13 protein-coding genes are annotated in these 21,314 nt (G+C 45.5%); all 13 read left to right on the top strand.

Annotation, left to right across the window (positions count from 1 at the left end):
- The first annotated feature begins 45 nt into the window (after positions 1 to 45).
- The gene (locus tag ACDZ28_RS30990) at positions 46 to 1,476 is read left to right on the top strand and encodes a family 43 glycosylhydrolase (RefSeq protein WP_375103577.1); all 1,431 of its coding nucleotides are present in this window, start codon (positions 46 to 48) and stop codon (positions 1,474 to 1,476) included.
- 27 nt (positions 1,477 to 1,503) lie between these two features.
- Complete coding sequence (locus tag ACDZ28_RS30985) at positions 1,504 to 3,501, top strand: beta-galactosidase (RefSeq protein WP_375103576.1); 1,998 nt, start codon at positions 1,504 to 1,506, stop codon at positions 3,499 to 3,501.
- 181 nt (positions 3,502 to 3,682) lie between these two features.
- Positions 3,683 to 5,827 (top strand): S-layer homology domain-containing protein, encoded by a 2,145-nt coding sequence (locus ACDZ28_RS30980; protein ID WP_375103575.1) that lies wholly within the window; start codon positions 3,683 to 3,685, stop codon positions 5,825 to 5,827.
- 70 nt (positions 5,828 to 5,897) lie between these two features.
- Complete coding sequence (locus ACDZ28_RS30975; RefSeq protein ID WP_375103574.1) at positions 5,898 to 8,828, top strand: insulinase family protein; 2,931 nt, start codon at positions 5,898 to 5,900, stop codon at positions 8,826 to 8,828.
- A 257-nt stretch (positions 8,829 to 9,085) separates the two neighbouring features.
- A complete protein-coding gene (locus ACDZ28_RS30970; RefSeq protein WP_042130040.1) occupies positions 9,086 to 9,517 on the top strand; it encodes a MarR family winged helix-turn-helix transcriptional regulator in 432 nt (143 codons plus the stop codon).
- Positions 9,518 to 9,535: 18 nt separating this feature from the next.
- Positions 9,536 to 10,918: an MATE family efflux transporter gene (locus ACDZ28_RS30965; RefSeq protein WP_076117140.1), complete on the top strand. Its 1,383-nt coding sequence runs from the start codon at positions 9,536 to 9,538 to the stop codon at positions 10,916 to 10,918.
- Positions 10,919 to 11,211: 293 nt separating this feature from the next.
- Positions 11,212 to 12,111: a carbohydrate ABC transporter permease gene (locus tag ACDZ28_RS30960; RefSeq protein ID WP_042130036.1), complete on the top strand. Its 900-nt coding sequence runs from the start codon at positions 11,212 to 11,214 to the stop codon at positions 12,109 to 12,111.
- Between the two features lie 63 nt (positions 12,112 to 12,174).
- On the top strand, positions 12,175 to 12,957 hold the full coding sequence (locus tag ACDZ28_RS30955) for a carbohydrate ABC transporter permease (protein WP_060626659.1): 783 nt from the start codon (positions 12,175 to 12,177) through the stop codon (positions 12,955 to 12,957).
- A 139-nt stretch (positions 12,958 to 13,096) separates the two neighbouring features.
- Positions 13,097 to 14,461: an extracellular solute-binding protein gene (locus tag ACDZ28_RS30950; protein WP_339287533.1), complete on the top strand. Its 1,365-nt coding sequence runs from the start codon at positions 13,097 to 13,099 to the stop codon at positions 14,459 to 14,461.
- A gap of 38 nt (positions 14,462 to 14,499) precedes the next feature.
- A complete protein-coding gene (locus tag ACDZ28_RS30945; RefSeq protein WP_375103573.1) occupies positions 14,500 to 16,365 on the top strand; it encodes a sensor histidine kinase in 1,866 nt (621 codons plus the stop codon).
- Entirely contained in the window at positions 16,316 to 17,938 is a 1,623-nt protein-coding gene (locus ACDZ28_RS30940) for a helix-turn-helix domain-containing protein (protein ID WP_375103572.1), read from the top strand. Before ACDZ28_RS30945 ends, ACDZ28_RS30940 begins: the two co-directional genes overlap by 50 nt.
- Positions 17,939 to 17,967: 29 nt before the next feature.
- Positions 17,968 to 19,827 (top strand): DUF2264 domain-containing protein, encoded by a 1,860-nt coding sequence (locus tag ACDZ28_RS30935; protein WP_375105442.1) that lies wholly within the window; start codon positions 17,968 to 17,970, stop codon positions 19,825 to 19,827.
- Positions 19,817 to 20,932 carry a glycoside hydrolase family 88 protein gene (locus ACDZ28_RS30930; protein WP_375103571.1) on the top strand — a complete coding sequence of 372 codons (1,116 nt, stop codon included), beginning with the start codon at positions 19,817 to 19,819 and terminating at the stop codon, positions 20,930 to 20,932. Before ACDZ28_RS30935 ends, ACDZ28_RS30930 begins: the two co-directional genes overlap by 11 nt.
- The last annotated feature ends 382 nt before the right edge of the window (positions 20,933 to 21,314 follow it).

The following is a 21,314-nucleotide window of genomic DNA, read 5'->3' as shown; positions in this document are numbered from 1 at the left end:
GACCTGCTTTTTTGTTTCATAAATTGGATTCCATGGAGGATAAAAATGGACGTAAACGTGAAATGCGAAGCCTTGGTGAACATCGCTCCGCTTATGGATAGGAATGGAGACCCTGTTCATGCACATGGTGGTCACATGCTCTGTAAGGATGGATATTATTATTGGTTTGGCGAGAACCGTAGAGATCGGCGGAAAGTGAGCTGTTATCGTTCAATGGATTTAGTGAACTGGGAATGGCGCAAAGATGTACTTACACTGGATTCACCAGTAAAAACGATCTATCACCGAACCTCTTTGGAGCTTGAACCAAGGGATGCGGAGAACCGGGGATTTGGGACTGGAGCGGTCATTGAGCGCCCGAAAGTGCTCTATAACGAACTTACAGGAAGATTTGTGATGTGGATGCATTGGGAAAATGGACGAGACTATTCTGATGCTCGCTGCGCGATAGCGGATTGTGGGACGGTTGATGGAGAGTATGTTTTTCGTGGCAGCTTTAATCCGGTAGGTAACATGTCACGCGACTGTACTCTGTTTCAAGATGACGATGGCACGGCTTATTTTGTGTCGGCGGCAAGGGAGAATGCGGATCTTATCATGTATCGTCTTTCGCCTGACTATCTAAGTATAGAAGAGCAGGTCAAAACATTATGGCCGGGACAAGCACGCGAAGCTCCGGCATTAATGAAACGCCATGGTGTTTATTTTCTCATCTCATCCGCCTGTACGGGTTGGTTACCCAATCAGGGAGCCTATGCTTGGGCGGAGCAGCTGACGGGTCGCTGGTCACCATTGATGCCATTAGGTGACATTACAACATACGACAGCCAGCCGGCATTCATAGTTCCAATTGCAGGAAAGGACAATAATCAGTGCTCTTATTTATATGTAGGTGACCGCTGGGATCCTACGGATTATTACGCCTCCTCTTATGTATTTTTACCGCTCAGCTTTCCTTCTGATCGTGAAATGTCACTAGACTGGGTAGATCGGACATGGATTGACCCATGCAAAGGAATAGTAGCTGTGGAATGCGGCACTGGCAGTGGGCTATTCAGGATGAAGAGTGTAGGGATGGAGCTTTATCTTGCGTCAGGGAATCACTCGATTGATCCTGATGAAGTGCATAATCTGGAAGTCCGTACTCTTTCTTATACGGATAAGCAACAGCAATGGAGAGTTGATTATGGTAGGGATGGCGCGGCAAGGCTTCGAAACGGTGAAATGACTGTAGCTATCGGTTCAGAGAATTCCTTGATATTAGTGCCCACTCTGGATCAAGAAGATCAATTTCTATGGTTGCTTACAGAGACAGAAGAGGGTTCGCTAACCATCGGCAGCAGAGACGGAAGAGTCCTTACAGTGGCAGGAGAGAAACGAAATGGCTGGGGCTGTGTGAGCCTTGAACCGAAACACTTGCATGATCCTCGGCTTGGTGGAGACCCACAGCTTTTTCAACTGATTTCAGTAAGGTAAACAGATTACAAGAAAAGAGGTACATTGATGCGCTTATCTATTTCCTTCCCTGTGGATTGGTTTGAAGCGGACAATCATACACAACTTGATGCTCTCTCTTCTAATGGTTTTCGGATGATCACAACACCGGATGGTGGAGGAGTTGAACTTCAGGCGGGGCATTTGGACAGTTCTATTTGGTCTGACTATAGTTACGTTAACGCAGAGGTTTATCATGAGTCTCATGACGTTCTGGTCTTGCTGTTCAGTTTCTATGATCAGGATAATCGCTATATAACTTATCATTTAGGCATTCTACCTGGTGTAAGAACGAAAATTTGTTTACCGTTAACCCATTTAAATGGGGAAAAGCTGTTCCTCCCTCGATATCCAGGCGTGATGCAGACGGTCCTGAGAGGAGATGCGGGTATCGCTCGTAACCAAATCACTAGATTCACCGTTGAGACAATTCCTTCGACAACGAGTAGAAACGTGGAAATCAGTGGACTCGCTCTTGATCAATCTGAGCCAATCTTCGAGTATGAGTATCACCCTTTTATAGATGAGATGGGACAATTAAAAAGCAGGGAATGGCCAGGAAAAACGGTTGATTTAGAGGCGTTGAGAGATCAGCTGCATGCGGAGCGACAGCTTGCCACTGAAGCTGATTTCAGTGGAGGGGACCTCAGCCGTTACGGAGGCTGGAAGGGGTTGAGATTCGAAGCAACCGGATATTTCCGTACAGAGTTTGATGACAGCCGCTGGTGGTTTGTCGATCCAGATGGATATGCCCTGTTCAGTACGGGGATGGACTGTGTAGGTCCAGCTTGTCCGATGCGGATTAAGGGTATGGAGCACTTGGTCCCACCTTTGCCGGATCAGGAAGGAAGTTATAAAGAAGCCTGGTCCCAAGAAGGTCGCGAGTTTAGCTTTGAGATTGCCAACTTGATCACGGCATTCGGTGAACGGTGGCGCTCTGATTGGGAGGCTTTGACGGATTACCGATTAAGACAATGGGGATTTAACACGATCGGTAACTGGTCCAATGATCGATTTATTAGTGGATCAGAGCTTCCATATGTTTACCCGCTGGAGGACTTTCCTACGACGGAGCAAACCATTTTCCGTGATTTCCCGGATGTCTTTAGTCAAGAGTATGAGCGGAATGCGGAGCGTTTCGCAAAACAGCTTCTTCCTCTTAGGGATGATCAGCGAATGGTCGGTTATTTCATGCGCAATGAGCCACATTGGGCATTCGTGGATGATCTGGATTTGACGGAACTGATGCTGAACTCTCCGGTCTGTTATGCCAGTAAGAGGGAGTTTATCAAATGGCTTGGTGAAAAGTACGGAACAGTGGAGCAATGGAACATAGCGTGGGAGAGTACTTATGAGGATTTTGAGTCCTTATACGATGTAAGCAATATTATGAAGATTACTACTAATTCCGTACGTGAAGCAGACTATTCACAGTTTAACCGGGTCATGATTCGTCGGTATGTGGAAGTTCCAGCGCGTCTTTGCAAGCAGGTGGACCCAAATCATCTTAATCTAGGCATGCGCTATGCCTGGGTGGGAAGCGACGATGTGCTGGAGGGCTGTGAGTGGTTTGATGTATTTTCATTAAACTGTTATCAGTTCAGCCCAGACAAGGAGCAAATCGCACATATTAGCAGCAGGTTGAACAAACCAGTGATGATTGGAGAATATCATTTTGGTGCGGCCGATGGAGGCATGCTGGCTTATGGAATCCGAGCTGTGGCAACTCAGGAAGAGCGGGGGGGAGCGTATCGTTATTTTGTGGAACAGGCTGCAACCATCCCACAACTCATCGGAGTTCATTATTTTCAGTGGAATGATCAGCCGGTGCTCGGACGTTATGATGGAGAAAACTATCAAATCGGTGTAGTGGATGTCTGTAACCAGCCCTATATACCTTTCGTTCAAGCAGCAAAAAGGGCTCATGAACAGATGTATCAGGTTCGGATGGGGAGGGCAGCACCCTATGAGTTTGTGCCAGTAGAGATTCCAAAAACGGGATTTTAATTAGGATTTCATCATTCTAGGTATTTAATTGAAAAGATCGCAGGGCTACTACATCAGTGGGTGGCTTTGCGGTCTTTTTTTTGTAATGGCTGTATGTTCATAACACAGATAGTAACAAAATTCCATTTAGCTGCGTCTAATCTTTATAGGTTCTAACAAGCTGCACTGGAGGAGAATGGATATGGGAGCAACACAATTAAACCGGACGATAAGGAAGTTTACGCTTATTGCTTTGTGTCTATCACTTATACTGCTGAATGGCAGGGTAATGGCAGAGACGTCTACGGTTCAGAAGACAACTGCTTTGTTCACTGCGGAGATGCAGAGAGCCTTGGAAGGGGCTCAGAATGTGCTGATGACGATACAGCCATTTCCGGACGAAGCAGCCGTAGGCTTCTTTAAGAATGGGCATGGTCTGCCTGATGGGTATTTGGGGCAGACGGCTGACAAGATTTTGGAGCGGCGGGGGAAGTTCGCCAAGGTGGCTGATTTAACCCGGACAGCGTTAGCTTATAGTGCTGCGGGTGGCAACATGAACAATATCGCTGGTATTGATTTATATCCATTCCTGATGAACCATGCGGGAATCGATTCGGAAGGGGCAGCCGCATTGGCAGCCGTCTATATTACCTCGAAAAACTCTATTTCCAATTCAATGGAGTGGACAAACCGTTATCCCGATATGCTCTTTTCTCAGTTGCTCGCTATGCAATTGGCGGATGGCAGCTGGCCGCTGGCCGGGCAGAAGCAAGGCGATCCGGTAGCAACTGCCTTAGCGTTAACGGCACTCGCTTCGGAAATGGGATCGGAACAAACGGCGCAGCCTGTCCTGAAGGCTTTGCAGTGGCTGAAAGATAAGCAGCAGCTAGACGGTGGATTCGACGGTAAGACTGTAACGACAGCGCAGGTGATTGTTGCTTTATCGTCGCAGGGAGTTGATGCAGCGAATTTCGCCAAGGAAAAAGGGGTCTCGCTGCTGGATCATTTAATGAAGCGGAATCTTTCTGATGGCGGTTTTGCACAGATAGAAGGCGGGGGGAAAGAGGGTCCTGCGACTGCGCAAGCCTATCTAGCCCTGACCTCGTATAAGCTATTATCCAAGCAGGCTGGATTGCTGTACAGCGGATTGCATCATACCGGCCTTGACCGGGCAACGATTCAAGTTGAAGGTCCTGGTGGCGGCACCCTTGCTGAGGGGCGTGTTGCCGGTGGTGATGCAGTGAAGGTAGCCGCAGCTTTTTTACAGACGAAAGGTCTTGCCTATAAGCTAAATGGGGATGCAGCTAAACCAGCCTTCACCGCTATAGAGGGGATTCAGAACGGGCGGTACAATGGGCGCGGAGAATGGAAAATTGCTGTATTCAGCGGGGGCAGTGCGTGGTTATATCCCGAGAATAGTCCTTTTAGGCTGACGATTGGTGATGGAGACAAGCTGCTCGTCTATTACGCGAATGATACAGAGCTGCTTGATCGGATGGAAGTGAAATGGAAAGACAAGAATGGTCAGGAAATGGGGGGATACGCAAGTGCCAATATGCCTTTTTCCCTCCGTATCACCAAGTCAAACAACCAACTAGGCGGTCTTCCTGCCTTTGGCGTTACCGTGACCCTTCAAGGAAAAAGCGTAGTGGCTGACAGCACGGGGATGGTGTCTTTTGCCGGAATGAAGCCCGGTGTCTATCCTGTGCTAGTCACCAAATATCGCAAAGATGACGCACCAGCGCTATCCAAACGAACGTTTGCGCTGCATGTCTCTTCCCCTGAACTAGCTAGCTTTACTGATGCGGGGAAAGCCGCGGAATGGGCACGCGTGGATATCGCGATGGCGCTTAGCAGCGGATATATTCAGGGCGTGAGTGCCAGCGGGAATGTACTTGCTCCTAAGCAGAAGCTGACCCGAGCTGAATTCCTAACCTTGCTATTGCGGCTATTGCATGAGTTTCCCGATGCCAAGGCCGTCTCCAGCTTTAAGGACGTCCAGGCAGGCAAATGGTACAGCGGTACTATCGCCAAGGCTGTGGAACTGGGGATCGTTAGCCCTTCATCCGGCAAGTTCGAACCGGACCGTGGTATTACACGGGAAGAAGCGGCAGTTATGGTTACTAAAGCCGTACGGTTAGCTACCTACGGTAGCCCAGACCGTGTGAAGTTTACTGATACGACGGGCTTACCAGAGGCAAGCCGCCATGCGATTCAGGCTGTGAATGAACATGAAGTGATGACCGGCAGCGGAGGTCGCTTTGATCCAAAGCAGATTCTGGTGCGTGAGCAAGCGGCGGCAATTTTAATCAGATTGCAGAAATTAATCCCGGAAGCCTTCTACTGATGGAATTAATGTCCAGGGATATGATAAGCTCATGTAGAGTTACATATCCCTAAACAGAGGAGGGAAATCTATGAGTCGTTTGATCACATGGAACATTTATTATGGATTTCAGGTCATTAATGAGGAATTTATTAAGGAGATCGATTCCGCCGTATTCACGATGGAACATTTGAAGAGTGGCGCCAGGCTGCTGTTCGTGCAGAATCAGGATGACAACAAGGTCTTTAGCGTAAGCTTCAGAACTCCGCCTGAGGATAGCACGGGTGTTTTTCATATTTTAGAGCATTCCGTATTATGTGGGTCGGAGAAATATCCGGTCAAGGAACCTTTTGTAGAATTACTGAAAGGCTCGATGCAGACGTTCCTGAACGCATTTACGTTTGGGGATAAGACGATGTATCCAGTGGCGAGCCGGAACGATCAAGACTTCTCTAACTTGGTGGAGGTTTATCTGGATAGTGTCTTTCAGCCGAATATTTATAAGCAGCAAGAAATCTTTGAGCAAGAAGGCTGGCATTACGAGCTTCAGCATCCCGAAGATGAGCTTATCTATAAAGGCGTGGTTTACAACGAGATGAAGGGTTCTTATTCCTCACCGACAACGGTATTGATGGATAGAATCAAAAAGTCATTGTATCCGGACACAATCTACCGTCATTCTTCAGGTGGAGATCCACAGGAGATTCCAGCACTAACCTATGAGCAGTTTCTTAAGGCGCACAGCAATTATTATCATCCGTCGAACAGTTATTTTTATCTCTACGGAGACGTTAATATTGAAGAAAAGCTGCAATTTATAGATCAGGAATATCTTGGATCTTATGAACGAAACAACTTTGATACATCCATCCCCCTGCAAAAGCCGATTGGAATGACGGAGCTGGTAGCGGATTATCCGATCCTGGAAGCCGAATCTGCCACAGATAAGACTTACCTGAGTCTGAATTATGTGATTGGAACCTCTACAGATCGGGAATTGAACCTGGCTTTTGATATTTTAAAAAGCATGCTGATGGACAGCAACGCAGCTCCGCTCAAGCAAGCCCTGCTCGAAAGCGGACTGGGCAAGGATGCGTTTGCTTTTTATTCCGACAGTATGGTTCAGCCGCTGCTTGGCATTACGCTGACGCATTCCAATGCCTCCTCCAAAGATGCCTTCGTGGAGCTGGTGAAGACTACATTAAAGCGTTTGGCTCAGGACGGACTGGATGAGAAGCTGGTGCTGGCAGCAGTCAACAGCAAGGAATTTGAACTGAGGGAAGCGGACTTTAATCAGTATCCGAAAGGTCTTACTTACAATATCGAAGTGATGAAATCCTGGCTCTATGACGGTCAGCCTACCAATCATATGCGATATGAAGAGGCGTTCACTGCCATTCGGGAAAAGCTGGCGGATCGTTATTTTGAGAAGTTGATTGAAGTCTATTTGCTGAACAGTGATCATTGCAGTGTGGTGGTGCTGAACCCGTCCAAGACGATCGCCGCTGAAAAGGAAGCATCCGCTCAGCATCAATTGAGTGAATACAAAGCGTCACTGCAACCAGATCAGTTGGCGCAGCTGGTTCAGCGTACACAGAACCTCTTGGCACGGCAGAGCCGTCCAGATGTAGCCGAGGATTTGCAGAAGCTGCCAAGCTTGTCCCTACAGGATATTAACCGAAGTATAGAACCGCAAGTACCTACCTATGAACATTCCCATCAGGACATAACGGTGATTCATCATGAGGTAGCTACCCAGAAGATTGCCTACTGCAAGTTTTATTGGGATACGAGTGTTGTCGCTCCTGAGCAAATCCCTTATTTAGTGCTGCTGGCAGAGGTATTAGGTCAAATGGAGACTGCGTCCTACAGCATCGAAGAGCTCACCAGTGAAATCGGGATCAAAACTGGGGGCATTTACTTCAGGAATGAGATCTTTGGCGCAGCAAAAACCAACGGGGCAAGCTATCAGCCCAAATTCAGTGCGCTGGTGAAAGTAATGGCAGGACATATTGGTGAGTCGCTGGATCTGCTGAGAGAGATGCTTTATACTAGTGCGCTCGATAATCTGACTAAGCTGCAGGAAATCGTCCGCCGGGAAGCCTCGCAGATGGAATCGATTCTGAACCAAAGAGGGAATGATATTGCGGCCAGCCGCCTGATGTCCTATTTCTCGGATATGGGAGCGTATCAGGAACAACAGGGCGGCGTAACTTATTACCGCTTTATCCGCGAGCTTGCCGAGACGTTCGATCAGCAGGGAGCTCAGCTAGCAGACACACTGAAGAATATCTGTGCGGTTTTATTTAATAAAAAGAATTTGATCATCAGCGTGACCGGAACAACTGATTTGTATGAGGAACTCGCCAATAATGTTGCGAAGCTAGATATCCAGGACCAACCGGTAGTGGATATGCCTAAGATTACGGCGCAAGGTCATGCGGACAATGAAGGATTCATGTCTTCCAGTCAGGTGCAGTATGTGGTCAAGGGATACAACTTCACTAAGCTAGGATTCACATATTCAGGAAAAATGCAGGTGCTTAAAAAAATCTTGAGCCTTACCTATCTATGGAATGCGGTGCGTGTGAAGGGTGGTGCTTACGGCGGAAATCTGATTCTGCGCAGAGACGGGATAATGATGTTCACTTCCTACCGTGATCCGAATTTGCAGGAGACGCTGGAGGTGTATGATCAGGCGTACCGTTTTGCTGAAGGGTATGAAGCAGATGCCGACGAGATGACCAAAGCAATTATCGGCACCTTGTCCATGCTGGACCAGCCGCTAAGTCCGAGTGCTCAGGGACGGCGGGCGGACCGGCATTATTTCGAACAGGTGACGGAGGCTGAACTCCAGCAAGAACGGGATGAAATCTTGTCGACAACACCGGAAGACATCAGACAGTACACCGACTTACTTAAGGCTGTGACGGAACAGAATTATTTCACTGTGGTCGGTAACGCGTCCAAGCTGAAATCGAAAACCGCTTTATTCGGAAAGCTGGAAGAACTTGTGAAGTAAGTTTCTCTAATCGCTCCTTTTCAGTACATGTCTACGGGCATGTGCTGGAGAGGAGCGTTTTTTAATAAGGTGAACTAAAAAACACTCTACAAAGGAAAAGTGGCCGGAAGTCCAAATATTCACTGCAATCACGTACTTACTTTTAAAGAAGAATTAAATCTGCTTATTTAGTTAGAACATTGACAGTTAGAGTTCTAACTGTTATGATAATGATGTTACTTAGAGTTCTAACTAATTCGATTGAGGAGGAAATAATTATGAATAAACACGTTGAAAACACACCCTTTTCTAATTTGATTCGAGAGATCGGGATGAAACTAAAAAGTACAGCTGATGCCAGACTAAATGAGTTAGGTCTGAATTCACAGCAAGGGCGCATGATCGGCTATATTTTTGAGCATCAAGAAAAAGGTGTTATTCAAAAGGATTTGGCGGAGGTCTTTAATAGAAAAGGGGCAAGTATCACCAGTATGCTCCAAGGTTTAGAAAAGAAAGGTTATATCAAACGTGTCACACCTGAGAATGATGAACGACAGAAGAGTATTTTTGTTTTGGAAAAGGGTGCTCTTTTGGTCGAGGAGTTCAATGAAATATTTTCTGAGGTAGAAGCAAGCATTACAAAAGCACTCCGTCCGGAAGAAACTGCAACCTTAAAGTCTTTACTGCAAAAGGTTAATTCAAGTCTATAAAAGTTTGGAGGAAGAATCATGGAAACAGAAGGTTCAAATCAATATTATTTAGAATCGGCGCCGATCAAGAAAGCAATTGCTCATTTATCTATTCCTATGATGATCGGGATGTCTGTAGGTACCATCTATAATGTAATCAATGCTTATTTCATTGGTTTACTCCACAATACTAGTATGCTGACGGCCATTACTTTGGGTCTGCCCATTTTCACAGTCTTAATGGCCTTTGGGAATATGCTTGGCGTAGGTGGAGGAACATTTATTACAAGGCTGGCAGGGCAAAAAGATACGGAGAAGGGAAAGAAGGTTGCCGGATACACTTTTTATGGCAGCATTATAGTGGGTATTCTTATTGCTCTAATGGCGATGTTAGCGATTGATCCAATTACGCGATTGCTGGGGGCGGATGCTGCTACTCTAGACTTTACTAAGGCTTATGCTTTGACTCTTTTTGCCGGTGGATTCGCCATTGTGCTTAATTTTGCCTTGGAGCAGCTAGTCCGTTCGGAAGGTGCCTCGAAGGAATCGATGTATGGCATCTTCATCAGTACGGCTTTAAGTTTAATTTTTGATCCCCTCTTTATTCTAGTGTTGAACTGGCATGTGGCAGGTGCTGCGTTGGCAATGGTTTTAGCGAATGTGGGTTCCGCGATTTATTATGTCTATTTTTTAGAAACGAAAAGTGAGCACTTAAGAGGATTTTTGAAGCATTTCAAGATATCTGTTCGAGATCAATTAGAAGTGTACAAAATAGGTGTATCGGAGTTATTGCAATTTAGTTTTGTGATTGTGAGCACGCTTTTGTTAAATAACTTTGCGATTCAATATGGGGAGAATGTGGTTGCTGGATTTGGTGTGGCCTTAAGAATTGTGCAGGTTCCGGAATTTTTATCAATGGGTTTATTCTTAGGATTGATTCCACTGTTTGCGTTTAACTTTGCTAGTCAAAATATGGCGAGACTTAAATCAACGATTAAGCATGCTTTTGCCTATATCGGAGGTATTGCTGTTGTATTTGTAGGTCTGGTATTTTTGTTCAGAGGAACGATTCTACATTTCTTCTCTAATGATCCTTCGGTGTTAAGTATGGGAACTTATATTTTGGTAGCCATGCTGATTTCTGCTTTATTTAATGGATTTACGGGTTTGTTCATGAGTATTTTTCAAGCGACCGGACAGGGGATTCCAACTAACATTATGGCCATCACACAAGGCGTACTGTTTATCCCTATGATTATCGTATTACATTCTGTCTTTGGACTTCACGGCGTGATCTGGTCTATGACCATAACAGAAGTTATAACGAGCTTGATGGGCGTTATCTTGTTTATTATTTTTAGTAAAAAGCTGAAAAGTACGGGCGGGGATGGAAAAGGTGTTGTAGAGGTTGCGTCCGTGTAAAACGATCTCTACTATGCGTGGAAAAATAGAAATGTAGTGGATGGCGGGAGCTTGGCTCGCGCTTTTTTTGCAATTATAAGAAAGTATAAGTTTTACAATATACTTTATGTCTTATATTTCTCGCAAAAACACCTTTGGCGTCCTTATAAGGACGCCAAAGGTGTTTTTACTTGGTTGTCTAAAAGGTTTCGCAACTAAAGGATCGGTAAAATTAGTTCCAAAATGAACAATTATAGTTCTTATGATTAAGGCTTACTTTTTCTACAATTATGGATAAGTAAAGGAGGAGAACTATGATACGAAAATTTCATCTTAAAATGGATACGCGCGAAGCGATCGCCGGGTATTTATTCGTCGCTCCACTGATGTTGGGGCTGATCATCTTGACGTTGATCCCGGTGCTGGGCTCACTGTTGTTAAGCTTCACGAACTGGAACTTTGTGGCTGGGTTAGGGGGGATTAAGTTCGCGGGCGTGGATAATTTCATAAGGCTGTTTCATGATGATGCTTTTATGAAAAGCTTGCTGAACAATCTGCTCTTTATTATCACAGTTCCGGTTACGATCATCGTTGCGCTATTGCTGGCTATCCTGATTGATAAACAGGTGTTCCTGAAGGATTTGTTTAAAGTAATATATTTCCTTCCATACATCTCCAGTGTAGTTGCTATCGCTATGGTCTGGCAGGTTATGTTTCATCCCTCGCTGGGACCTGTTAATCAATTTCTGATGTCGCTGGGATGGGATAATCCGCCGAAATGGCTGGCTGATATTCATTATGCTCTGCCATCACTTATGCTCATCCAGATTTGGATTCAGCTCGGGTATAACATTATTATTTTTATCGCGGGTTTACAGAGTATTCCAAGGGATCTTTATGAAGCGGCTGATATTGATGGCGCCAATGTCTGGCGGAAATTTCGCAATATCACAGTGCCTTGCATTTCGCCGACCACCTTTTTCTTGCTGGTTACTGGGGTCATTGGCTCCTTTAAGATCTTTGATCTAATACAAGTACTGACACAAGGTGGACCTGCTAACTCCACGACAGTTATCGTATATGAGCTATATGACACTGCCTTCAACCAGTTGAAGACGGGTTATGCCTCTAGTATGGCACTTGTCCTGTTCCTCATCTGCCTGATCATTACAGCCCTGCAGATGTTAGCGCAAAAAAAATGGGTCAATTATTAAAGGCAGAAAGGAGAATTTACAGTGAGAAAAGAGCTTCTATCCAGAACCTTCTGGACAATCGCAATGGGACTGCTAGGTATTGCATTTCTTTTACCGTTTCTATGGATGTTATCTACTTCCTTTAAACTGGAGAAAGATGTGTTTAATTTTCCAATACAATGGCTGCCGCAGCAGTGGAATCTTATTGAGAATTACAAACAGGTGTGGTCAGGTGATTTCGCTCGTTATTACGGAAATTCCATTTATATTACGCTGGCGACGACTATAATTAATGTGCTGATATGCGCACTTGCTGCTTATGGATTCTCCAAGCTGCGTTTTCCGGGTAGAGATGCGATGTTTGTAGTAGTATTAGCCCTTTATATGGTACCTCCGCAGGCTTCGTTAGTTCCACAGTTTCTACTGTTTAACTGGCTGAATCTGATTGATACGCATATAGGATTGATCTTAATTAACAGCTTTAGTATTATCGGTGCGTTTATGCTCAAGCAGTTTTTTATGGGGGTAAACAACGAGTATCTTGAATCGGCGCGGATGGATGGAGCAGGTCATTTTCGCTCTTTTCTACAAATTGCATTTCCGTTAATCCGTCCGGCTGTAGCCACTTATGCTATTTTGCGGTTTATCTGGACCTGGAACGACTATCAGTATCCACTCATTTTTTTGAAATCTAAAGAGTTGTTTACGATTCAGTTGGGTATTCGGTTGTTTGGGGATCAATACGGCGATGTCTATTCACTCATGATGGCTGGTGCGGTATCTGCAATTTTGCCTCTGTTAATTATTTTTGCTCTCGGACAGAAGCAAGTTATTGAGGGAATTGCCCTCGGAGGCGTGAAGGGATAATAAAAGTCAAAATAGTTTCTCTTCGGTAGAATATGAGAACTTTCCTCGTCTATCCCGCATGTTAGGATGTTCTTGTAAGCAGTTACATAGCACTAGCTGTAAAGCGAGGTATACCCAACACATTTATAGGAGGGTCTATATGAAAAAGAAATTATTATCCGTGCTTGTTATCTCATCGATGGCGTTGTCATTGGCCGCTTGCGGTGGAAATGCGAAAACCAATAATGCAGGGGCGACAAATGCGCCTGAAGCTGGTGGGAATAAAGAGCCTGCTGCAGAGAAGGTTACGCTGAAGCTGAGTACCTGGCAGACGGAAGCGAAAGCGAAATGGAGCACGATTATCGCAGAGTTTGAGAAGGCGCATCCCGACATACACGTAGAAGTAGATCTACTGAATGAAAAAGGTGATTCTGTAGCCTCCATGCAAAAGCTGGACTTGATGGCTGCTGCAAGTGACCCGCTGGATATTGTCGAACTGCCTTATACCAACTATTCGCAGCGTGCAGATATCGGTTTGTTAGCACCAATGGATGAATATATTCAGAAAGAAGGGTATAAGCTCTCCGATGAATATCTGGTAGACACTTCGGTCAATGGCAAAATCTATGCGTTGCCGTCTTCTATGCAGCGCTGGTTCGTGCTCCTTAACAAAGAAATGCTAGATGAGGCTGGTCTGCCGGTTCCGACGGACTGGACTTGGGCTGATTTCGAAGAGTATGCGAAGAAATTGACCAAGGGTGAGGGTGCAACGAAGCGATTTGGCGCATATTTGCATAATTGGCCGGATTATTTCCAGCTCCAGCTGATGAGTAAGCCTGAGGATAACACATTTCTAAAAGCTGACGGAACCTCGAATGCGCTAGACCCGCAGTTTAAGGCTAATCTACAGATGATGAAGAAAATGATGTACGAAGATAAGAGTGCCACTCCTTATGAGGATATTATTTCGCAGAAGCTTGCCTACCGGAATCAGTATTTCAATGGTTTAGCAGCGATGCTTCCGATGGGAGACTGGATGGTTGCGGAATCGGGAGGAACGGAGGCTATTCCGGCAACTTTCGTTACAGCGTTTGCTCCAATCCCTCGATTGGATAGTGAAAGCAAACATTACTCACCTGTGCAGCCGACTTATATGGGGATAGCTGCTAAATCGAAGAATAAGGAAGCTGCTTATACCTTTGTGCGCTGGTATACCTCAGAAGGACTGGAAATTGGAGGGCGTGTCTTCTCTGGCTGGGCGAAATCAGATACGAATAAATTGGTGGATACGATTGTGAATGGTTCCAAGGATCCATCTAAGATTGATGTCGATTCCCTGAAATTTACGATGGAGAACTCGACACCTGGTGCGACGCAAGTTCCCGCTAAATATGCGGATGAAGCTAAGAACAACGTTATTCCAGAAGCAGAGATGTATCTCCTCGGCCAACAGGATCTGGATGTCACAGTTAACAATATTGATAAAAAAATCTCGGAAGTCGTTCAGAACAACAGCGGAAAGTAGGCGGAGACTGATTGTACGCTTCCCCTAGGGGGCTTATAATGTGGGGGCAGGAAAGCATTTCTGCCTCCTGCTCCAAATTCAAACAGATATGGGGCCTGTCATCCGTGTTTAGAAAGCATCAATCACTTCGAATGAAACTTGTCTGGTCTTCACTGATCTGCGTACTGATTCCACTGGTCTGCATTTACATGGTTACAGATTATTTAACTCGGGATCTGATTCTGGAGAAGGCCGTTGGCAGCGCTAGAGAATCCCTCAATGCGTCCAGTGCCAATATGAATGCCATTTTTGAACAGACGCTAGAGCAGTCAAATTTCGTGCTCCAGAACAATGAAATTAGGCAGATGATGTCCGCCGATCCAGAGACGCTACGTTCAGCGAAGGAGATCATCCAGTATAACCGTATGTCACGGATGCTGGATGATATGTTCGTATTAACCGAATATTTGAAAGTGACGCTAATCGGAAAAAATGGATTTATTTATACCAGCTATCCTTATAGTGACTTTAATCCGACAACCTTTTATAACGAGCAATGGATGTCGCTGATGAAACAAATTCAACCTATCTCGACCTATTGGAAAGCAGAACACGATACTTACTATAATTACTCGGATAAGGGCTCAACTAATTGGGTAACCATTGCGAGACCCATTCAATCAACTTCCAGCAGTACGATCGGATATATGATTATTAACATCAATGAGCGTAAACTCCGTCCTTATCTAAATAATGATAACGGTAAAGAAATGATGCTTTTGGACGATAAAGGTACTGTCGTGTCGCATGCTGACAAGGCCCGAATTGGTGAATTGACGACATGGTGGAAGAAGGATGGTGTGCTTGACACTGTCGAAATCGATGGGGAGAAATTCTTATATGTTGACCAGGAGCTGAGCAGCAACAAATGGCGGATGGTAAGCATTATTCCAATGAAGGCTGCTTTGTCGAAGAATAAACAGATTTTATTTATCAGCTTGGCTGTGCAGATTCTTTTCTTTACTTTGTTTTCCGTGCTCTTAACCGTCCTTATCTCTAAACTAACTCAGCCTATCGTAAAATTAAGTGCTTTTGTAAAGGGAATAGGTCGTGGTCAATTGGACGAACGTTCCTTCATTCGAGGGAAGAATGAGGCAGCTCAGCTTGCCCGCACCATCGACCAAATGCTAGACCGTATCGAGTCTATGATTGAACAAATCACTTATGAGCAAATGGGAAAAAGAAAAGCCGAGCTAGAAATGCTGCAGGCACAGATCAATCCACACTTTATGTTTAATTTACTGAATTCGATCCGGTTAAATATTTTGATGCAAGGAGACAAGGAGAACGCTGAGCTGATTGGTTCGCTGTCGTCTTTGCTCCGCATGACCTTTAACAGGGACAATGAATTTATCCCGCTTCGCGAGGAGACAGACACGATATCTCATTATGTGACGTTGATGAATTTTCGCCACGCGAATCAGGTCAGGCTAGAGATGAATTTAGCGGATGGAAGTGCTGAAGCGCTGGTACCCCGGTTTATGATTCAGCCTATGATCGAGAATGCTATTATTCATGGTTTCGAGCAGTTTGGTGGTGAGATTTACATTGGTGCTCATATAATTGCAACTACAGGAACGCTGGTGATCACGATTAAGGATAATGGCATCGGCATGTCACCGGAAAATTTAAAAAGACTTCGTGAAACCGCATACAGCAGCGAGCAAATAGCAGAAGAAGACAGAAAAGGTTTTTCCGGTATAGGCTTACGTAATGTGGCCCAACGCCTCAGTATGATTTATGGCGCTTCTTTCAAGCTGAATATCCAAAGCGAACCTGATGTGGGTACGGAGATTTGTTTGGAGTTTCCTCTGGATGATGGAAAGGCAGGTGTGGAGAATGCTGACGGCAATCTTGGTGGATGATGACTATCCGGTTATCCGTTATTTGTCGCAGGCCGTACCTTGGAATGAGATCGGTATTGAACTCATCGGATGTTATTATAGCGGTCTTGAGGCTTGGGAAAAAGCACAGCAGAATCCACCGGATTTGATTATTACCGATATTGGTATGCCCAAGATGAACGGACTGGAGATGCTTGAGAAATTCAGAGCAGTGAATCCTGGAATCCGAGCGATTATTTTGTCCTGCCACAACGAATTCAAATACGCTCAGCAGGCGCTGAAATTAAACGTAGGAGAATATATTTTAAAGGAATCACTGGATATCGATCAGTTGGTGCAAGCACTCAGAACGCTTGTGACGGAAGTGGGTCTGAATAGGCAGCAGCATACAGAGATGCTCGTTTATAAGCAAAAGCAGTCTCAAAACCGTGCCGCACTTAAGGAAAAGTTTCTAAAAGATACACTGTATCAATCCTGGGACAAGGAGGCTTGGATCGAACAGGCCCGGTCAAACGGAATTATGATCCATGCCAAAAATTATATTCCGCTGGTTATTGTGATTGACCGTCCGGAGGAAGTTTCAAGGGTACGCCGGATGAGTGAATATACGATTTCTTTTGCAGTTGAGAATATCATGCAGGAAGTGCTTGAGGCTGATCACAGTCTATTTATTTCGAGATACAGTAATAAGGAAATTGTCATTCTCTTTTGCAGTGACAAGCCATCTAAAGACCACCAAGCAATCTATCATTCTATTCAAAATGCAGCTTCTGCCGTGCAGAAATATCTAAAGCTGTCCGTCTCTTGCATCTTTGGCGCTGAGGCGCGCAGTCCTGAAGAGATTCGAGGAACACTGCAGCGGATGCTAAGGGAGAAGATTCAACGCTTTTATCTTCCTACGGCAGGAATCCACCGTTTTGAAGAGATTTGCTTTTCAAAGGAAGATATTTATGCCGAGTATGGAAGTGTGTACGCTGTTATCAATGATGATATTGCTCTGAACAGGGACACGGAGCTTCGCGTTCATATCAAGGAATGGAGAGAATGGGTGGCCTCGCAAAAATTCCATCCAAATGAAGTCAAGGAATGTGTACTCCGCTTGCTGATGGATTTGCAGATGAAGACGAAACAACTGCTGCAATCACCACTGCCTATGGCTGAAGAGAAGCTGTTTAACGTGGTGGGTGACATTGAAACTCTTGAGCACTTGGAAGATTGGTTAGTTCAGTACTTGGAGGAATTAGCTCGGAAAATAAGTATATTCTCCATTAAGTCCAAACGGAGCGAGGTTATCAAAGCCCAGCAGTTCGTGATTAGTCATGTAACGGAGAAAATAACACTAGAAGACATGGCAGGACGCCTGAACTTGAATGCCAGCTATTTCAGTCGCCTCTTCAAAAGGGAAACAAACCAGAATTTCATTGAATATGTAAATATGCTAAAGCTTCAGAAGGCAAAAGAGCTGCTTAATCAGTCAGGAAAGACTGTGGAAGAAATCTCCGAGTATCTGGGATATGCGAATAAAAGTTATTTCATTAAGTTGTTTAAACGGGAAATGGGCATGAGGCCAAGTGAATATGCAGCTTGGCATTGAGTGTGGATAGGAGGGACCCAGCTGTGGAAATGAAGGGTACTAAAAAGGAATTACAGATGTTCCTAAATGATCTATATGCTCCGCTAGAGAGTCGATTTACTGCTGGATGTGCAGGAATTGAGATGGGGGCTACAGGATCTATTTACAATGAAGCTACCGCGCTTATGGAAGCCTTTGCCCGTCCTTTATGGGGGCTTGTCCCCCATGCTAGCGGCGGCGGTGAAAGTGTACTTTGGCCGATGTTCCTCGAAGGGATCATCAACGGGACAGACCCAGAGCATGATGAATATTGGGGTGAATTCTCGACTAAAGATCAGCGAATGGTAGAGCAAGCCGTACTAGGACTGGGGCTTGCTCTTGCACCGCATAAGCTGTGGGAGCCACTGAGTGACGTACAGAAACGAAATGTGTATAACTGGTTGAATCAGATCAACCATGTCGATCGATCTAACCCGAATAACTGGCTAATGTTCACGGTACTTGTGAATGTGGGCTTTAAGAAGCTTGGGTTGCCCTACGATCAAGAGATAATGGATGATTATTTGGACAAGATTGATACCTACTACTTGAGTGATGGTTGGTATTCCGATGGGCTGACCGATCAGAGGGACTATTATATTGCATTTGCTATGCACTATTACACGTTGATTTATGCTAAATTGATGGCGGATGAAGATCCTCAGAGGGCTGCAGTCTACCGGGAAAGATCCGCGCAATTTGCCAAAGAGTTTATTTATTGGTTTGCTGAGGACGGAAGTGCAATTCCTTTCGGACGTAGTCTGACCTATCGTTTTGCACAGGTCTCTTTCTGGAGTGCGCTGGTATATGCCGATGTACTTCCTTTTTCATATGGCGTTCTCAAAGGAATTATAATGCGTCATTTTCGTTGGTGGTTTGATAAACCTATTGTGGGAATAGACGGACTTCTAAGTATCGGATATGCGTATCCGAACCTAGTAATGACAGAAAATTACAACGCCCCCGGATCACCGTATTGGGCCTTTAAAGCTATGCTTATTCTTGCCTTGCCAGATGATCATCCTTTTTGGCAAGCGGAAGAAGAACCACTGCCTGTATTGAAAGAGCTATTGCCACTCGAAGAGGCACGTATGCTGGTGAGCCGTCCGGAAGGGAATAAGCATGTTATTGCCTATACCTCTGGTCAGATGGCTAACTTTGATATGGCCCATAGTGGGGCTAAATATTCCAAGTTTGCTTACTCCACGCTGTTCGGTTTCAGTGTGCCGAAGGCGGGCTATGGCTTAGTTCAAGGTGCTTATGACTCCACACTAGCGCTGTGTGAATGCGATGAATATTACCGGGTACGCAGATTCTGCGAGACGTGGGAAATTGGAGAGAATTATGTATATTCACGCTGGCATCCCTGGAGCGATGTACATGTGGAGACATGGATTATTCCAGCAGGTCTATGGCATGTCCGTATTCACAGCATTCACAGCGCCCGGTGTCTCGACGTAGCGGAGGGTGGATTTTCCATTGGCCAGTCTGCCGGCTTCACCCGTAGTGAACGGGAAACCATTCATGTATCGAACACTGCTGTCTCGGTGCAATTGCCCTGGGGAATCAGTGCCATACATATGCTAAGCGGATTTGACCGGGGGGAATGTGTAGAACCCGAGCCGAATACGAATCTGCTGAAGCCGCGGACGTTTCTTCCGAGCTTATGCTCCAGACTGGAGCCGGGAGATCAAGTACTGATATCTGCTGTCTTTGGAGCAACGAATATTCCGGAGAATCAGGCCAGTCTGGCTTCGCCGCCGCTTATTCAGTGGCAGTCAGACGGAAGGATTGCTGTATACGATCCTAGTAACGATGCACTTTTGCAAACTGTTGATTTATTGGAAAGGAGCAACAAAGATGTGGACTAAGGCCATCGAGGATGCGATTCACAAAATTGGGAGTAACATTACTAACCATCCGGGTAAACTGCCCCATATCGCCGAGGGGCAACAGTACGAATGGGGAGACAATGATGATTGGATAGAGGGATTCTATGTGGGCATGATGTGGCTTGCCTACGAATATGGTAAAGATTCATTCTTTAAGGAGGCGGCAGCCTCATGGCTAGGGGACTTCAAGCATCGTTTGGATCAGCACATCGCCTTAGATCATCATGATATTGGCTTTTTGTATTCACTAACTGCAGTAGCGGAGTGGAAAATAACAGGCAATGAAGCGGCGCGGGCTGTCGGTCTGCAGGCTGCAGATACGTTGTGTAAACGTTGGCGTGAAACAGCTGGAATCCTCCAGGCTTGGGGTCTAGAGAGTGATCCTGAGAACGGGGGGCGTATCATTATTGACTGTTTAATGAATTTGCCACTGCTGTTCTGGGCTGCGGAGGAAACGGGGGACAATCGCTACTATGATATAGCCCTTCAGCATGCGTTAAAGAGCCGGAAATTTCTTGTGCGCGGGGATGATTCCTCTTATCATACTTTTTACTTTGATCCGGCTACGGGGAGTGCGATTCGTGGAGGAACTCATCAAGGGTATGAGGATGGATCGACCTGGACTCGTGGTCAAGCCTGGGGAATATACGGGTTTGCGCTGGCGTATCGCTATACGCAAAATGAGGATTTTCTTATTACTTCCAAAAGCCTGGCTCATTATTTTATAAGCCATCTTCCGGAGGATAGTGTGGCTTATTGGGATTTCGATGTGCCTGTGGAAGCGGGGACCCCTCGTGACAGCTCAGCTTCTGCGATCGCGGCTTCCGGCCTCTTGGAACTGCTGGACATTCTGCACGCAGATGACCCGGACCGCGCTATTTATGAAGAGGCATTACTCCGCAGCATGAAATCTCTGGTGGAACATTATGCGACATCTGAAAATCCAGAGGCGGAGGGACTTCTAAAGCATGGCTCCTATCATGTCAGAGGCGGACGCGTGCCTGATGGTCATATGATTTGGGGAGATTATTATTATTTAGAAGCATTGATCCGCATGCAGACCGGCATCCGAGGCTATTGGTAGTATGAGCTTCTAACAGGCACGCTTCCAAAGCATCCACAAAATTTCACCTATTCGATGGAAGCTTTCGAAGCAAGCTTTCCTTCTTACGGAAAGCTAACTAGGCTGTCGCAATGCTCCTGCTGTTCCAAGTGGTCTCTTTGCAACTCTACTTCTATGTTATTTTCAAGAAAAGTTATATTAGAAATGCGGTCAATGGAGCCTGTCATTTCCAATTAGCAGTGCCCCTTTCTCGATAATCCGAGGAAGGGGCTTCTTTGTTGTACGATGGGTGTACTAATTTTAAGCGGCGATTCGGAAGCTTTCTAAGCAATATGCTAGGACAAATAAATGATATCGTAAATTTCTCCTTTGTTCATGAAGAATTACAGAACAACGATTGCCT

Origin of the sequence: Paenibacillus sp. RS8 (assembly GCF_041956825.1) — a bacterium.
Classification (GTDB): Bacteria; Bacillota; Bacilli; order Paenibacillales; family Paenibacillaceae; genus Paenibacillus_AQ.
The sequence above is the reverse complement of the archived record's forward strand: the minus strand, read 5'-3'. Positions and strand labels throughout refer to the sequence as shown.

Coding starts and splice junctions, on each gene's coding strand:
- ACDZ28_RS30935 (WP_375105442.1), top strand. CDS start 17,968: ATGAAGGGTACTAAAAAGGAATTACAGATGTTCCTAAATGATCTATAT.
- ACDZ28_RS30945 (WP_375103573.1), top strand. CDS start 14,500: ATGTGGGGGCAGGAAAGCATTTCTGCCTCCTGCTCCAAATTCAAACAG.
- ACDZ28_RS30930 (WP_375103571.1), top strand. CDS start 19,817: ATGTGGACTAAGGCCATCGAGGATGCGATTCACAAAATTGGGAGTAAC.
- ACDZ28_RS30985 (WP_375103576.1), top strand. CDS start 1,504: ATGCGCTTATCTATTTCCTTCCCTGTGGATTGGTTTGAAGCGGACAAT.
- ACDZ28_RS30970 (WP_042130040.1), top strand. CDS start 9,086: ATGAATAAACACGTTGAAAACACACCCTTTTCTAATTTGATTCGAGAG.
- ACDZ28_RS30975 (WP_375103574.1), top strand. CDS start 5,898: ATGAGTCGTTTGATCACATGGAACATTTATTATGGATTTCAGGTCATT.
- ACDZ28_RS30955 (WP_060626659.1), top strand. CDS start 12,175: ATGGGACTGCTAGGTATTGCATTTCTTTTACCGTTTCTATGGATGTTA.
- ACDZ28_RS30980 (WP_375103575.1), top strand. CDS start 3,683: ATGGGAGCAACACAATTAAACCGGACGATAAGGAAGTTTACGCTTATT.
- ACDZ28_RS30960 (WP_042130036.1), top strand. CDS start 11,212: ATGATACGAAAATTTCATCTTAAAATGGATACGCGCGAAGCGATCGCC.
- ACDZ28_RS30990 (WP_375103577.1), top strand. CDS start 46: ATGGACGTAAACGTGAAATGCGAAGCCTTGGTGAACATCGCTCCGCTT.
- ACDZ28_RS30965 (WP_076117140.1), top strand. CDS start 9,536: ATGGAAACAGAAGGTTCAAATCAATATTATTTAGAATCGGCGCCGATC.
- ACDZ28_RS30950 (WP_339287533.1), top strand. CDS start 13,097: ATGAAAAAGAAATTATTATCCGTGCTTGTTATCTCATCGATGGCGTTG.
- ACDZ28_RS30940 (WP_375103572.1), top strand. CDS start 16,316: ATGATGGAAAGGCAGGTGTGGAGAATGCTGACGGCAATCTTGGTGGAT.